The organism is Sphaerospermopsis kisseleviana CS-549, assembly GCF_028329225.1.
Classification (GTDB): Bacteria; Cyanobacteriota; Cyanobacteriia; order Cyanobacteriales; family Nostocaceae; genus Sphaerospermopsis; species Sphaerospermopsis kisseleviana.
The window spans coordinates 23828-39768 of record NZ_JAQMTI010000028.1 but is presented as its reverse complement, the minus strand read 5'-3'; the positions used below and the strand labels follow the sequence as shown (position 1 = coordinate 39768).

Here is a 15941-nt window from a genome sequence, read left to right as displayed (position 1 = left end):
TATAATCCTACGATATCAAGTATTGAATTAAGACTATTGCCAACGCGAAAACCAAGCAATGATAGCGGTAGTCTTTCTTGTAAATCTTAACTTGAGAAATATCGCGTCTGGCTAAGGCGTGCAAGTCTACTGAGGGATAACCGCTCCCATGCTCCCGTTGAAGTAGAAAGTAAAGTCTAGCTTTGTCTAGGTTTTATATAGCAGAAGAAAGAAACATATTTATTCCCAATCACCAGTCCCCAATCACCAATCACCTGTAACAAATATAGCGTTTTTCACTAAAAAGCCTCATTTTACAGTCTAATAACTGGCAATGAGGCTTTTTGGGGTTTGTAAACAGTTTTTATAGCCGGAGACAGAGTAGTTAGGACATCAATTAATCACGAAACTCTTACTACAAAAGGGTTTTACTCCTGACTCCTGACTCCTGACTCCTGACTCCTGCTATATTTGTTTACTTATTAAAAGCTCTGGAGGTGACGAAGCGTTGTAACTCTGTCAAAGCACGATTATAATCCAAAATGGCGCGAATGCGATTACCTTCGGATCTGGTGAGTTCATTTTCTGCGTTAATGACATCGGTTTGAGTCCCTACACCAGCTTGAAAACGTAAACGCGCTAATCTGAGGGATTCTTTGGCTTGCTCAAGAGCCGCATTAGCAGTTTGCACGTTTTCCAAGTTAGCAACTTGGGTAGAATAAGCCTGTTCTACTTGAAAGCGGATTTCGTTGCGTTGTTGTGCAAATCGAGTTTCCTCAATTGCCATGTTAGCTTTAGCCTGGGCTGCCCTTGCTCTTGCCGCGCCACCATCATATAAATTCAAAGTGGCTCGCACTCCCACAGAATAGCCGTCACTGACATTGACATCATCATTAAAAACATCTAGCAAGTCATAGCTGGCAACTAAACTAATTTGTGGTCCTAAAGATGCTAGAGCTTGTTTCCTGCGCTGTTCACTAATATTGCGTCGTGCCAACTGCTGTTGTAGTTCGGGACGGTTTTGATAAGCCAAGACAATGCTATCTTCTAAGCTTCTTTCCCACAGACCAGCTAATTGTACAGGATCAGCCGCACTAATATTCGCAGATTGGGGCAGATTTAACCGCACCGCTAACCGTCGCCGAGCAATGATTTGCTGAGACAGAGCATTAGTTAACTCTTGTTGAGCATTGGCTAAATTCACCTGCGATCGCAATACATCGAATCTTGTACCCACTCCAGCCCGTTCTAAAGCCAAAGCATCTCGCAAACTAGCCTGAGAATTTTCGACTGCTGATCGAGAAATCCGCACATTTTCATCTGCTTGTTGCAAACTATAGTAATCTGTGGCGACGTTTAAGCGTATTTCTTCAGATTGCCTTTCTACATCCAATTCCTGAAAACGCACCTGTTCCTCAGCCTGCTTTATCGCAGCGTTTCTGCTCCCAGAGGTATAAAGGTCATATCTCAGTTGCGCTTGACTATCGAAGGCGGTATTAGATTCAGCATCAGGTGCTTCAGGATTGAACCTTTGTGATTGTTTAGCTACCCGTGTGCTGTTAGTGCTACGGCTGTTAGTGACATTACCACTCAAACTGACAGTGGGCAATAAGGCAGCTTGAGCTTCTTTTAAAGCCGCTTTACTATTGTCCAACTGCAAAACAGCTACCTGTAGATCATTATTATTCCGCTTTGCCAATTCCAGAGCCTGTTCTAAAGTAATCGGCTGAGTTTCCTGAAGTTTCACTTCCTCTGGTTTAGTAGGAAATACCAGAGGATTAGAACTGGGACTCAGGTTTTCCAGTGTTGTCTCCGTAGAACTTGTAGGAGTAGGTGTTACATTTTGTGTATTCTGAGCAGGTAGCTCTGTATTTGGAGTTCCTGATTCAGTAGGAACATTTACCTGGGCTACCTTTTGACTATCCTTATCTACATTTTTTTGTAAACAACTACTTGTGGACAGGAGCAAAGCTGCTTGGCTTTTCTGTTCTGCCTGTAAACACTTATTTAGTGCTGTTAACTGTGATACTTTTGTCACAGAGACTGAAACTGGTAAAACAGTTTTCAGGCTTTTTACTGCTGGCACATTGGTATTATTAGCAGCAGTAATTTCTGTCACACTCTGATTCACCGTAGCTGGAAAACTGAGTTGACTAAAATCAAGATTAGGTAAAAAGGCTGGAGAATTATCAACCGCAGTAATGGGCAGTTGCCTATTGATTTCCACAACTGAGGTTTTCACATCGGTTGCAGCCAAGACACCAGGAGAAGACACCAGCTTTACCTCATCAACTTTGAATGTTCCAGCCCAAGCTGATTGAGTTGTTAATACTGCTGCTGTTACACCAGGTAAGAAACTATGAAATAATATTTGCTGTCTTTTCACCGCATCCCCTCACAAGAAAAACCATTTAGCGGCAGAAAACTTGTCTTCTCACAGAATATAACATGATGCTAAATGAAGCAAATAACATACTATATACCGAATTTAGCTTCTTTCGGGATTTAGCAGTTTATTTGTCTTCAAAACGTTTAACAATGCGAGAAAGTTCCGCCTTTTCGTCTATGCTAACGCGGCTAGGCGCTCCACTGACAATTCTCTCGTAATTACGGAAGGAATCTTTAATATTAGGTCCATCAGCCGTAATATTGTACTCCCTAATCCCTTTATCGTGCCACGAACCCCGCATTTTAAAGACGTTGATTGCCCGTGACATTTCTCCATGAATTTCTACGTACTGCAACATAATAATTGTGTCAGTGATGGTGGAAATATGAGAATCTGTAATGGAATGTGATCCCATAAATTGGTCACTGGTATTGGTAAAGAAGCCTGTAATTTCTTCTTGTTTGGCATAACCTGTTACCCCAATTACAAATTGGCGAAAAGCATTATTACTTACGCCTCTAGCTAATGCGGAAAGGGAGTCAATAGCAATGCGGGCTGGTTTAAAATCGGCAATTTCTGATTTAATAATTTGTAAGTGATCTTCTAAACCTGTTGATTCAGGATAGGTACAAATTATTTTTAATAAACCTTGGTGTTCTAATTCCTCAAAGTCAATTCCCCAAGAATAAGCATTTCGAGACAGTTGAGCGCGGGATTCTTCATAAGCAAATAATATTGCTCGTTCACCGCTGACACAACCATCTTGAATAAATTTGCTGACTAAGAGAGTTTTACCAGTACCTGTAGCTCCTGTGGCTAAAATAATCGAATCTTTGAAGAAACCACCACCACACATTTCATCTAGGGTGCTAACTCCTGAAGATACACGGACATTTGAAGACCTTTGTGTTAAACGCATTGCTCCCAAGGGGAAGATGTTAACTCCAGCATTAGTAATTGTGAATGGATATTCACCTTTCATGTGGGTTGTACCGCGCAATTTGAGAATTTCTATGGTGCGGCGGCGGCGTTCTCCTTCTAAAACGTTGCGAACAATTACTACGTTGTCAGACACAAATTCTTCTACCCCAAAGGAAGCTACAGGTCCATATTCTTCTCCCCGTTCTGTGGTAATGAGTGTGGTGACGTATAATTGTTTAAGACGTGCTACGAGGCGGAATATCTCGCGCCGCACTACTCCCACTGCTTCATATTGTTGGAAGACTGCGGTAATGGAGTCAATTGAAACACGATGGGCTTTGTATTTACGAATCGCATATTGTAATCGCTCAATTAAGGCGGAAAGGTCAAAGTTACCCACAATATCTTGCCCTTCGGGATCGGGGGAAGCGTCGAGAATAAACAGTTTGCCTTCTTCAATTAGTTTTTGTAAGTTCCAGCCAAAAATATGGGCATTTTTAATAATGTCGCTAGGTGATTCTTCAAAGGTAACAAATACTCCTGGTTCATCAAAGTAGGTGATACCATTATAAAGAAATTGCAGGGATAATAAGGTTTTCCCAGTACTAGATGTACCGCTGACTAAGGTTGTTCTGCCCACTGGTAAACCGCCATGACTAATATCGTCAAAGCCCTCAATCATGGTGCGAATTTTCTCTACACCACCACTTGCTGGTTTTTGTTGTTCTTGTTGCTCTTGGTCACTCATTGTTGATTATATAGGTCTTTAACCCGATTTTTTAAATTCCTAAAGTCTGTACAGAGTTTTTATGAAAAAATGTTCTTTACTAGGGTCAAGAGTTTTAAAAAGCTGAATACTGACTGCTGAATGCTGACTGCTATATGTTACTGTTGCCAGTCTTCTTCATTTAATTCTTCATAAAGTAAGTCTAAACCGATTAAAACTCTTTCTCTGTCTGAAAGATCACCTATGATTTTGCGAACGGGAGGGGGCAAAATCTTTGATAATGTCGGTGTGGCTAAAATTTTGTCTTCTTCTGCCAATTGTGGGTTTTTGAGAACATCAATTACTTTTAGGGCATAAACTCCTTGAAACTCCTGTTCTAATATGTTTTTGAGTGTGTTTAATGCTCGCACGGAGTTGGGTGTGTTCCCTGCGACATACAGCTTGAGAACATAGGTTTTTTGGACTTTATTCATAAATGTACAGTTTAGATATCAGAATAGGAATACAAAATAGGCTGATGCATTTGTTGAAACTAATAACAGATGCCTGTTGCAATAGGATTAATCTTAAACAATTTAAAAATCAATCCTGTCAATTTTTGATTCTTTAACTCATGAGTCAAAATCCAAGATAGCATGAATTTATCTCAGTTCATTTTAGACATAGAACATCTATATACTTCACACAAATGTGCCAGAATATCTATCAAGGTCAGCCTGTAATCTAGTAATGTTTCATCGCTCCTGCCTTCTAATTTTAGCTGTTTGGAAAATTCGTCAATCAGTTCTACATGAATTTCTATAATTTGTGGCACAGGAATATTAGCATAAAATAAGGTGTTGATGAATTTATCAATTGCAGTTTTGAGAGTTTTGTCTGTGATAAAATAATTGATGAGAATTTTCCGGTAATCAGATTTGAGGTTCGCTAATAGTTCCTGCTTTTCCGATGGACTCATTTCTTGAAACCATTGCTGGCTTTTCTGTTCATTACACGCCAATACATGATTATTCTTATTAAGATGCTTCCCTGATAGATTGTTATTTAACTGCATCCTATTGTGTAAAAACTGTCCGTTGATAGGAGTGGTAGCAGTCAGCGGCAACCCAAAAAATTGAGAAAAAATCTCATCAATCAAATTCCTGCACTGCCCGATTAAACCAGCTTGGGTATTTGCCGCATCAGCATTATATAAATATTTCTTAAGAATTGCTGGACAAATCAATAATATAGGTAATAACATTTATTGTTTATATATATTGTTTATATATGATGAACGCTGAGAGTGTCGCTTCAGTGCTGATTCAGTTTGATAAAAACTTTTCAGTAAAATCAGGGTAAAGAACGCCTTTTGTCAAAAATTATTGAGAAATTACCAATTCCTAACTGGTTTTGTCCGTCAGTGATATAACTTAGTAGGTAATCGGTGAAGCGTTCAACAGAGAATGTGTGGTAGCTAATCTGATGATCTATAAATGTCTATCTATCGGCATATAGATTTTTCCATTGTACTCCTTGATAAGATGCATAAACAAATTTAAAGTATGGTTTCATTTTAAATCATTATAATTCCTCAAGGTTCTAAAATAATCTTTGGAGCGATAATTGTTTTAGCTGTAACTATCCATCAGGAGTTTCCATACCAGTAAGATGCTGGTTGTTTACTCATTCACAAGAGTGGCACATTCAAGTATAACTGCTCTGGGAATGATGAAATTGGGAAATTGCCGATCAAAGTGAGTGAATCGCTGGAATAGATTTACAGTATCTCTAGGAAAGATTTTATGCGTCTTTTAGGAGGATATGGCTTCAGGCCTGAAAAATATCAGCACTTTGGCAGATGTTGATGCCAGAGGCAATTACAGGAAGAAAGATCCCCTAAGCTTTATGTTAATGCTACAGTACCCGCTTTATGACTTTCTAGCAACCGTACCCAGTTGCTCCCAAACAAGCACTCTGGCAGTGGTGCTGGAGATTTTGGAGAAAGAACAGTGCGATCGCTTGGTAGTGGTAAATCAACAACAAAGTCCCATAGGATTATTGTATTCTGCCCGTTTAATCCCAAAATTATTAACAGCAGCCAGTGGTGAAACGTTTTTAAATCTACAGCAATCAATTTCCACTTTGAGTCCTAGTCTGATTTCGCCCATCAAAACCATACCAGCTTCTGAACCACTGGATAAATTAAGTTTGTTTTTACGTCACCAACAAAACCAAAAAAATAAAAATTTAGATTGGGCATTGATTGATGCAGATGGTAAATTTTTAGGTCTGCTAGATAACCTACGCCTACTCAGCTTTTTAGCTAAAAATAAAGTTACAATTGCCTCTAAAGTTGCTGGGACGACGGAAAATAATACTAGAAGAAAAAATCGCTCTTATAAGCAGAATCAACATCAATCACCGAGATATAACGCTTTAGTGCAGTTATTGGAAAGACTGCCTTGGCCTTTAATGTTGCAAACAAGCACCGGTGAAGTTTTAACACAAAATCCTGCTTGGTGGCAACAATTGGGAGTTTTGAAAGATCCAGAAGGAATTAGGCTACAAGTAGAAACTATCCTATCTCCTGTCAGGCGTGAAGACCCAGAATATATCCATCGACAAACATTCAAGGCTTATTGTGATATTAACAAGGGTGCAAGTGAAGATGCTGTGACGCTGATGCCAGAAGCCAGAAGTCATAACTTGCATACAAGCAGTCAAGCACCTCACTCCACATCGGTTTTAGCAATGATGCAGGAGCAGCAAGGAAAAGCAAATGCTACATCCAGTCATTGCTATTTGGATGCTCAACAAGGTACTTGTACTTGTGTTGTTCAGGTGCAAAATGGTCAAGAGCAAATTTGGCAGTTTGCTAAAATCCTCCTGGATAGTCCTGAATTAAAAGTTGGGGGTAGTGATGCAGAAGTTGTCAACTCAACTAATAATTCAGCAAATTTCACTGATAATCTGTGGTTGGTTTTAGCTACGGATGTGACCGAACAACAACAACTTTTTAAAGAATTGGCAGCTAAAAATGCTGATTTAATTCAACTTAATCGGTTGAAAGATGAGTTTCTAGCTTGTATTAGCCATGAATTAAAAACGCCCTTGACAGCAGTTTTAGGCTTGTCAAGATTACTGGCAGATCAACAATTAGGAGAACTGAACGAAAGACAAGCACGTTATGCGGGTTTGATTCATCAAAGTGGCCGTCATTTGATGAGTGTGGTGAATGACATTTTAGATTTGACGCGGATGGAAACGGGACAGATGGAACTGACTCCATCGCTGGTACAGATTCGGGAAGTGTGCGATCGCGCTTTATCAGAAGCCAGAACACTTCACAGTCAACCGAGCAAAAGCACCGATTTTTCAGATGATCACCAATTCAGCCTGACCATTGAACCTGGTTTAAAGGAGATGGTAGCAGATGAATTACGCTTGCGGCAAATGCTGGTACACTTACTTTCCAACGCCTTTAAATTCACTGAAACCACTGGGAAACTGGGGTTGCGGGTAAATCGCTGGGAAGGATGGATTGCTTTTACAGTGTGGGATACAGGTATTGGTATTCCTGAACATCAACAACATTTAATCTTTCAAAAATTCCAACAGTTAGAAAATCCCCTAACTCGCCAATTTGAAGGCACTGGTTTAGGGTTAGTATTAACAAGGGCTTTAGCTCGATTACATGGTGGAGATGTGAGCTTTTTGTCTCGTGAAGGTAAAGGTAGCCAGTTTACATTGTTATTACCTCCTTCTCCTCCCAAAACCAGTTTTTCTGAATCAGAGGGGGGAAATTTAGAAGTACATCAACCTATTTCTTCTCAAAGGTTAATATTAGTAGTTGAGGCAGTAGCGCGATATATTGAAGACCTGACCCAAAATCTGAAAGGTTTAGGTTATCGGGTGGTGATTGCGCGTTCAGGGACAGAAGCATTAGAAAAAGCGCGGCGCTTGCAACCAAAAACGATCTTTTTGAATCCCTTACTACCCCTGCTTTCCGGTTGGGATGTACTGACTTTACTAAAATCTGATAGTGCAACTCACCATATTCCTGTGATTATCACCGCTACGGGGGCAGAAAAAGAACACGCTTACGCTAACAGGGCTGATGCTTTCTTGAGTTTGCCAGTGGAACATCAAGCTTTAGTACCCATTCTAGAAAGATTGTGTGCTACACCAGAAGTTCAGCAGGTAGGTTTAACAAATACCGATATTGTACCGGAAAAAACTCCGTTGCGGATTCTGCGGTTGGTGAATCCAGAATTAGAGTCTGTTAATCCCCAACCCTCCCTGCGTGAACATCGAGTCATTGAAGTAGATGATTTAGATCAGGCAGAAATTTTAGCGCGGGTGTGGCAGTTTGATGTGATTTTGTTGGATGTTGACAGTTCTAATGCCCAACATTATCTGCAACACTTGATGAAGTACCAAAGGTTAGCAAAATTGCCTTTGGTGACTTGTGATGTAGCCACAACCTTGGCAGCTTCCCAAATACCAGGATTGGGTGTATTTCCTTGCTTAACGCCATTGGGTAGGGAAAATGAGCATGGTCACGGCAAACCAGATCCTTTATTATCAGTGTTGGAAATTGCTTCTAATATTGGTTGTCCTCCTAATATTTTAGTCGTAGATGTGGCTAAGTTGGGTGATTTGCCACAGGTAAAACGCAAGTCAGCTAAGGGTTATAGGTTACAAAAGAAATCTGCTGTACAAGATATTAACCAAACACTCACAAATGATCAGGAAATGGGTTATTCTGCACAGAATAATGAAAGGGGATATGAGTGGTTTCAAGCTTTAATTCAGTATTTACAAACTGCTGGTTTTAAAGCTGCTATGGGTAACTCTTGGACTGAAGTTTTGCAACAAATTCGCCATCAAAGTGTTGATTTACTATTAATTGGTTTGGGAGAATCTGCTGCTGATAAAGAAGCACAAGAAGCGTTAAAAGCTTTGTCAGATTTATCAGATTTATCTTTTAATTTACCTCCAATTTTGGTAATTGATAAAAAATTAAATCAGGTAAATACAGCCATTGATCAAACCCAAAATAATCAAAATAATGATTATTTGTTGGGAGAAATACCCGAAAGTATCGCTATTCAGAGACTGCCTCATTCGATTTCAATGGCAGACTTATTAAATCAAATTAATCAAGCATTAGGAAAGGGGTAGTTGATAATTGACAATTGACAATTGATAATTGACAATTGTCAACCTATTCCCTTGTTTACAAATTACGAAATTTTCATTTTTTCCTTTTTATCTTGTTTAATACGTTGGAAGGGTATGCGAATCAAATTATAAGCTCCTTTAGTGGCAATATCTTTGTAATTATCTGGTGGTAAGTCCATTTCCATCAACTTTTTATGTTCGGCTAAAAGTAGTAATGATGGTGGATTAGTTTTTTTGGCTGCTTGAGTGTGAATATAATCTAAAGCTTCTTGTGCAGCAGAAAGGTAAGTGACTTTTTTTTGTGAGTAGAAAGTTACTGTTGGTTTTTTGAAACCTACCATGACTAATTCTTCATTAGGTTGTTTTTCTTCAACTGCAAGTACAGATAATTGTCTTAAAGGTGCTTGTCTTTGTGCATCCATCATAAATAATGCTGGCATTAAAACAATTGCCAAAAATGCTACAAATCCCACAATATTAATAGCGATGATGGGACGGAAACTACGAATTAATATGAAAGCGGCGATAATAATCGCAGTAACCAGCCAAATTATACCCCCCCAATTTGTTAAACCTGAATTTTGAATTTGCTGGTAAAGTTCCGGTGCTGCGGGATCTGTGCCTACTAATTTGAAGAGGTTAAATAAGGCGACTGCTATTGTAGATACAAAGGCAACGTTTACCCAACTGCTGATGCGGAAAGATTTTTGTGTTTGGGTGTGGGAAAATAGATCACTCCAAAATAAAGCTACCAGAATAGCTGCTGCTGGCATTAAAGGTAATACATAACTGGGAAGTTTGGTGACAGCGATGGTGAAAAACCCAAATACACCTAAAAACCAAAAACAGACAAATAAACCTAAGTGTTGAGAACGTTCTTGGTTGAGAAAGTGGGAACGCCGCCAAAATTTTAGTCTAGCTATAGATGCAGGGATAAAAACTGAATATGGTGCAAACCCCAATAACACGACTAAAAAGTAAAAATACCAAGGCGCTGAGTGACCGTTAACTACTTCTGTAAAGCGTTCTATGTTGTGATAGCCAAAAAAGGCATTAATAAAATTCCAGCCATTGCGCCAAGCCACTAAGATGTACCAGGGAGCAGATACGAGGAAGACTAGGAATAGTCCGAAAATTGGGCGCATTTCTCGCCATAGTTGCCAGAATTTGCCTAAGTATACGGCAAAGGCGATCATGATGAAACCTGGTAAAACTATGCCGACTGGTCCTTTGGTTAAAATTGCTCCACCCATCAACACATAACTAGCTAAATACCATTTATTAGGGAAGCGGGAAGGGGTGGAATTTTGAGCGTATCCCAAAAAGAAACATAGTAAGGCGGAGGCTATACAACCGGTGAGTAACATATCAGATACACCGATTCTTCCCCAAACTATCATTTCTGGGTTGAGTGCCATGATAGCTGATGCTAGGGCGGCTGTTAGGTAACGACGGGTGGGGTTTGCTGTTTGTTCTAGTTGATCTTTTTTGGCAAAATGCCACTGCACAATGTAGAACGATAAAGCTGTGACAGCAGTTGCGGCTAGTGCTGAGGGTATACGTGCTGCCCATTCGTTTACGCCCATAATAGAGTAGGCGATCGCTTGACACCAATAAATTAACGCTGGTTTGTCAAACCGAGTTTCACCATTAAAAAAGGGTGTGATCCAATCTCCTGTAACTAGCATTTGCCGGGAAGCTTCGGCGAAAAGTGGCTCTGTTTCGTCAACTAAGCCGATACTACCCAAATTCCAAACAAAAGCTATGAAGTTAATCAACAGCAACCAGAGGATAGCAATAGTCACAGCAGGGGCTGGACGCTGTTCTATGTTTTTAAACCATTGGTCAATAGGAGGGCGATCGCTCAATTTGATCCTCATAAATCCATATTTACAGACACGGTAAATTGTGTCTTTCCCATAAACACAATAATTCAAAAGTCGTTTATTAGTTATATTTTGTTCTCAGGTCACAGCTAGAGTGTGGGGTGTGGGTAAACCTACCGTATTTGCGACAATAAAAAACTTTTGAAACAACCTCTAAAGTGGTTTTACCTGTTTGTTCCGGGATCAATTTAGATGAGGGAATAGGGAATAGGTGACAGGGTACCCATTAAGGAATTAATATTAATTCCCATTCTTCGGTTTGGGGATTCCATTTTGGTGAGGGAGTTTTCCCAACAACATAAGGACCCCAATAGCGTCGAGAGCCATCTTGGGCAAAGGCCACTAAAATATCTCCTTGATCTAGTTTTAAATTACCCTCTGGCAGAGATAAAATTAAACCTTTTTCACTACCTTCTTGGGGATCAAAATCCCAATGTGCCGGAACATTATATTTATTTTTATTGGCTGAGGTATTTTTAACTGTTGAATGTTGCCCTAAGAGGACCAAACGCACAGGCTGATTTGTTTTATTACTCATTCGCAAACTGCCAAAGTTTGTAGTTTGATCAGTTTGGGCAGGTGAATTTTCTGTAGTGGGTTTTTCTGTTTGCTTGCTGGTTGCACTGGCGACATTAGTTGTACTAGCAGATAGAACTTGCTTTGACGCACTTGGTGAGTTTGTCTGTTTTTCTAATGTAGCGGTTTGATCTGTCAGTGTTGATAAAATGTCTGGCTGCTCAGGCTCAAAGGATACACTCAGTCCTAAGCATCCGGCTACAAGTCCTAGTAATCCTAATGCAAAAGTTATCACTGCCAAATTGCGATACATAGAAAATTTCATAATCATACTTTTTAGAGATAAGATTTTTTTCAGTTGTGATTGGTGATTGGTGATTGGTGATTGGGAAAAATATAATTAATTACCTATTACCTACTACCTATTACCCAGTCCCCAGTCCCCAGTCACCAGTCACCAGTCCCCAGTCACCAGTCTCCAGTCTCCAGTCTCCAGTCTCCAGTACCCAGTCCCCAGTCCCCATTCCCCAGTCCCCAATATGCAAAATACTCGTCTTAACAACCTATTCAGTACCATTGCTAGGAGTGTGGAGCAATGGTTTGTTAATCCTTGGCGGCGCTTATCCCTACTTTTAATCAGTTGGTTATTTGGTTTTTTTATGGGATCGGCAGTATCTACTACCGCTGGACAAAAGGCCGAGTTGGATATGGTGGCCGCTGCTTTTTTGGTTTTACTAACGGAGATCACCAGCAGGATTTTTTACAGTCGCCGCTTTTTGGCTAGACAAGCTCTGTGGGTGGAAACTCTGAACTTTCTGAAAGTTGGTTTCATCTACAGTCTATTCTTAGAAGCCTTTAAGCTGGGTTCGTAAGATTTCAATGATGGACAATTAACAATGAAAAATTGACAATTACCTCTCCGGTTCAAGTCAGAGTCTTGAAAAAGCAGAATTTTTGGCTTTTTTCCCTGAAAAGGGAAGTTTTTCAGCGTTGAATGAAACAATTATCAATTGTCAATTATCAATTGATCAAGTTATTTTGGTAATGGGTGCTAGTTATGCTCAGTGAGTGGCTAAATGAATTTTTGCTCACAGGTGAAATAGATGCTGATTGGCAAGTGTTAGCACAAGCAGCAACACTGGCTGATCCTGTGAGGGCAAATGTTTTTAATATTACCCCCCACAATGTAACTCAAGTTATTCAAGAGCGATCGCAGCTACTGAAATCGGTTTTCCCTGCTTTTAACCAATTTTGTGAAAATAACCTGCAAATTCCCATTCAGGCTATGTTACAGGTATTGTGGGATTTATGGCTACCGTTGGGAATAAAAATTGCATCCCAGCGACAAAAGTTAGGCAGACCTTTCATTCAGGGGATTTTAGGTGGACAAGGTACTGGTAAAACCACAATGTCCCGGATTCTCAGTTTGATTCTTCAGGAGTTGGGATACTCTACTTTAAGTTTATCTTTGGATGACTTATACAAAACATACAGCGATCGCTTGACTTTAACGCAGCAAGATCCCCGTTTGATTTGGCGTGGTCCACCAGGAACTCACGATATCGACTTAGGTTTAAGTGTACTCGATCAAATTCGTCAAGGCAACAGTCCTGTGACAGTTCCCCGCTTCGATAAATCTGCTTACTCTGGTGCTGGCGATCGCTCTACCCCAGAAATTGTCACCAACATTGATATAGTCCTGTTTGAAGGTTGGTTTGTGGGTGTACTACCCATTGATCCCCAAGCTTTTACTACCACACCACCCCCCATTATCACAGATGATGATCGGGCTTTTGCTCGTGACATGAATCACCAACTGCAAGCTTATTTACCACTATGGCAACGCTTAGATAGCTTGATAGCACTTGATCCCAGCGATTATCGTTGTTCTTTAGAATGGCGTAAACAAGCTGAAAGAAAAATGATCGCTGCTGGTAAATCCGGCATGAATGATCCACAAATCGAGGAATTTGTCAATTACTTTTGGCGTTCATTACATCCAGAATTATTGATCAAGCCATTATTAAGATCCTCGAAAGTTGATTTAGTCATTCAAGTGAATACTGATCACTCTTTTGGTGCAATCTCTAGTTATCACTCTGACAAATGTTAACTGAAATTACACCTGTTTAACCATCAGAATCTCAATCAAACGTTCTATTGAAATCCTTTGACTAAATCATAAAAAGGTTGCCAATTATCCTCTTCTACAATTGGTTGCCAAATAGACTCAATCACTGGTCTTAATAAATTTGCTTGGGGATTATATTTAGCTAAAGTTTGGGAAATTGTCTGCATTTGCTCAGGGTCAAAATTATTCAGGATTTTATGATAAAGCAGACACCAATTATCAAAAATAGTTGATGAACCTACAGATGGGACAATATCAGAACCATTCATTACTAAAGCTGGTTCATCACGCCATTTCATAGAAAAAGTCTGCGCCATATCTGCGAAAAATTGATGATAATTAATTTGACTATCTTTCAAAAAAGTAACTGTCAAATCTAATAAATCATCACCTTCCGCTAAGTTACTATCTTCAAAACCTAACTTTTTCAACATTAAATTTCGATATTCCAGATGATAGTATTCGGCAAATTTACCTAAACCATGATGCAAATCAGCAAGATCAATGATTGCTTTTAACGGTTCTTGCAATAGTTCTAAATTCAGATGACAAATACTTGGTTGCTGTCCGTAACAATAGCGGCGATAATAATCAAAATAAGCAGCAGTAAAGTATAGATCATAGGAAGGAATAAAAGCATAAGGTCCATAATCAAAACTTTCACCGGTAATTGACATATTATCAGTATTTAAAACTGCATGACAAAAACCTGCTGCCATCCATTGCGCTACTAACTCGGCTACTCTTTTGACTAATTCAGCATAAAATAAAGCATATTTATCATCTTCATTTTTCAAGTTTGGGTAATATTCATCAATCACATGATCTAACAATTTTTGAGTTAAATCAGGTCGTTTTAAATAATGCAATCTTTCAAAAGTTCCAAACCGAATATGAGATTTACTCATTCTAATCATGACTGAGGAACGAGTGGGAGAAGGTTCATCACCACGCCATAAACTTAACCCGGTTTCAATCATACTTAAACAACGGGAAGTTTTCACACCTAAACGATGTAATGCTTCTGCGGCTAAAACTTCTCTAACTCCTCCTTTCAGAGTGAGCATTCCATCACCACCACGGGAGTAAGGTGTTCTTCCTGAACCTTTTGTCCCAAAATCATATAATTCCCCATCTATTCCCCTAACTTGTCCGTAAAGAAACCCTCTACCATCGCCTAAATGGGGATTATATTCACCAAATTGATAACCGTGATAACGCAATGCTAAAAATGGTTTTCTGCTTTGAAATTTACCAAATGCGTGAATAAAATCTTCGTCTTTTACTGTTGTTGCTTCAAGTCCTAAGCGTGGTAAAATTGCATTATTACGCCAGCGCAAAATGTGTTGAGGAAATTCCTCGGCTGCGACTTCATCATAGTAATCATTACCTAATGATTCTAAGGCACTTTCATATTTAAGTGATAGTAAAGGATTACTTGAAGTGGTGGGATTTGGAGTTTCAGCAAGTGTCATTTTTAGTAGTTTTTAATTGGTGTTCTCTTTATCTTACATTATAGGGAATAGGGAATAGGGAATAGGGAATAGGGAATAGGGTTAAAACATCAATTCTTTATCCTGACTCCTGACTCCTGACTCCTGACTCCTGACTCCTGACTCCTGTTAATACGGTTTCCATTTATAGTTAGTTAAACTGGTAAGTATATGATCTTCCCATTGACCATTAATTAATAAATAGTCTCTAGCATATCCTTCAATTACAAAACCTGCTCTTTTTAATACATTACCACTACGGCGATTATGGGGCATATAATTGGCCATGATCCGGTGAAAATTTAGTTCATTAAATATATATTTATTTCCCGCTTTTAATGCTTCTGTCATGTAACCATGACCTTGTGCTGCTTCTGCTAAACTATATCCAACATTACAAAAACTAGCTGCTCCGCGTATAAAATTACTGAAGTTGAGAACGCCGATTATTTCTTTGGGGTTATTTTGATGATGTATAAAGAATCTTAAACCGCAACCGTGAATAATTTCTAGATGATATTGCTCAATTTGATATTGCCAATATTCTGCTGTGAAAAAACCATCAGCCCAAGTAGGTGAAAATGGAGTAAGATGGTCTTTATTTATAGTAAAATATTTGATGATTTGCGGTATATCTTCGGAAGTAGCTACTTTTAAAAATAAGCGGTTAGTTTTAATTAGTGGCAGTTCTGATTTCATATACTAAAATTATTATTTTGCTGTTTTTGCTGTA

General features: G+C 39.2%; 12 protein-coding genes. 4 read left to right on the top strand and 8 right to left on the bottom strand.

Annotated features, from left to right (window positions below; genetic code table 11):
- Nucleotides 1-454 precede the first annotated feature (454 nt).
- The 4 genes from PN497_RS02435 to PN497_RS02420 form a co-directional block, all read right to left on the bottom strand.
- Complete coding sequence (locus PN497_RS02435; protein ID WP_096571701.1) at nt 455-2365, bottom strand: TolC family protein; 1911 nt, start codon at nt 2363-2365, stop codon at nt 455-457.
- Nucleotides 2366-2492: 127 nt separating this feature from the next.
- Nucleotides 2493-4037 carry a circadian clock protein KaiC gene (kaiC, locus tag PN497_RS02430; RefSeq protein ID WP_272109514.1) on the bottom strand — a complete coding sequence of 515 codons (1545 nt, stop codon included), beginning with the start codon at nt 4035-4037 and terminating at the stop codon, nt 2493-2495.
- Between the two features lie 137 nt (nt 4038-4174).
- On the bottom strand, nt 4175-4489 hold the full coding sequence (kaiB, locus tag PN497_RS02425; protein ID WP_096571703.1) for a circadian clock protein KaiB: 315 nt from the start codon (nt 4487-4489) through the stop codon (nt 4175-4177).
- 173 nt (nt 4490-4662) lie between these two features.
- Nucleotides 4663-5259: a KaiA family protein gene (locus PN497_RS02420; RefSeq protein ID WP_096571704.1), complete on the bottom strand. Its 597-nt coding sequence runs from the start codon at nt 5257-5259 to the stop codon at nt 4663-4665.
- Between the two features lie 644 nt (nt 5260-5903).
- Here PN497_RS02420 and PN497_RS02415 point away from each other — a divergent pair.
- Nucleotides 5904-9182: an ATP-binding protein gene (locus PN497_RS02415; protein ID WP_096572832.1), complete on the top strand. Its 3279-nt coding sequence runs from the start codon at nt 5904-5906 to the stop codon at nt 9180-9182.
- Nucleotides 9183-9244: 62 nt separating this feature from the next.
- Here PN497_RS02415 and PN497_RS02410 read toward each other — a convergent pair whose 3' ends face one another.
- Nucleotides 9245-11062, bottom strand: coding sequence for an ArnT family glycosyltransferase (locus tag PN497_RS02410; RefSeq protein WP_096571705.1), 1818 nt, complete (start codon nt 11060-11062; stop codon nt 9245-9247).
- Between the two features lie 232 nt (nt 11063-11294).
- Nucleotides 11295-11909, bottom strand: coding sequence for a hypothetical protein (locus PN497_RS02405; protein WP_096571706.1), 615 nt, complete (start codon nt 11907-11909; stop codon nt 11295-11297).
- 56 nt (nt 11910-11965) lie between these two features.
- Here PN497_RS02405 and PN497_RS02400 point away from each other — a divergent pair, with 56 nt between their 5' ends.
- The 3 genes from PN497_RS02400 to PN497_RS02390 all read left to right on the top strand — a co-directional run bounded on the left by PN497_RS02400 (nt 11966) and on the right by PN497_RS02390 (nt 13697).
- Nucleotides 11966-12220, top strand: coding sequence for a hypothetical protein (locus PN497_RS02400; RefSeq protein WP_272109511.1), 255 nt, complete (start codon nt 11966-11968; stop codon nt 12218-12220).
- Entirely contained in the window at nt 12124-12456 is a 333-nt protein-coding gene (locus tag PN497_RS02395) for a DUF565 domain-containing protein (protein WP_096571708.1), read from the top strand. Before PN497_RS02400 ends, PN497_RS02395 begins: the two co-directional genes overlap by 97 nt.
- Before the next feature lie 185 nt (nt 12457-12641).
- Complete coding sequence (locus PN497_RS02390) at nt 12642-13697, top strand: glycerate kinase (RefSeq protein ID WP_096571709.1); 1056 nt, start codon at nt 12642-12644, stop codon at nt 13695-13697.
- Between the two features lie 44 nt (nt 13698-13741).
- On the opposite strand, the gene PN497_RS02385 is transcribed toward PN497_RS02390, so the two are convergent.
- Nucleotides 13742-15190: a protein adenylyltransferase SelO gene (locus PN497_RS02385; protein ID WP_096571710.1), complete on the bottom strand. Its 1449-nt coding sequence runs from the start codon at nt 15188-15190 to the stop codon at nt 13742-13744.
- 147 nt (nt 15191-15337) lie between these two features.
- Nucleotides 15338-15907, bottom strand: coding sequence for a GNAT family N-acetyltransferase (locus PN497_RS02380; protein WP_096571711.1), 570 nt, complete (start codon nt 15905-15907; stop codon nt 15338-15340).
- Nucleotides 15908-15941: the final 34 nt, after the last annotated feature.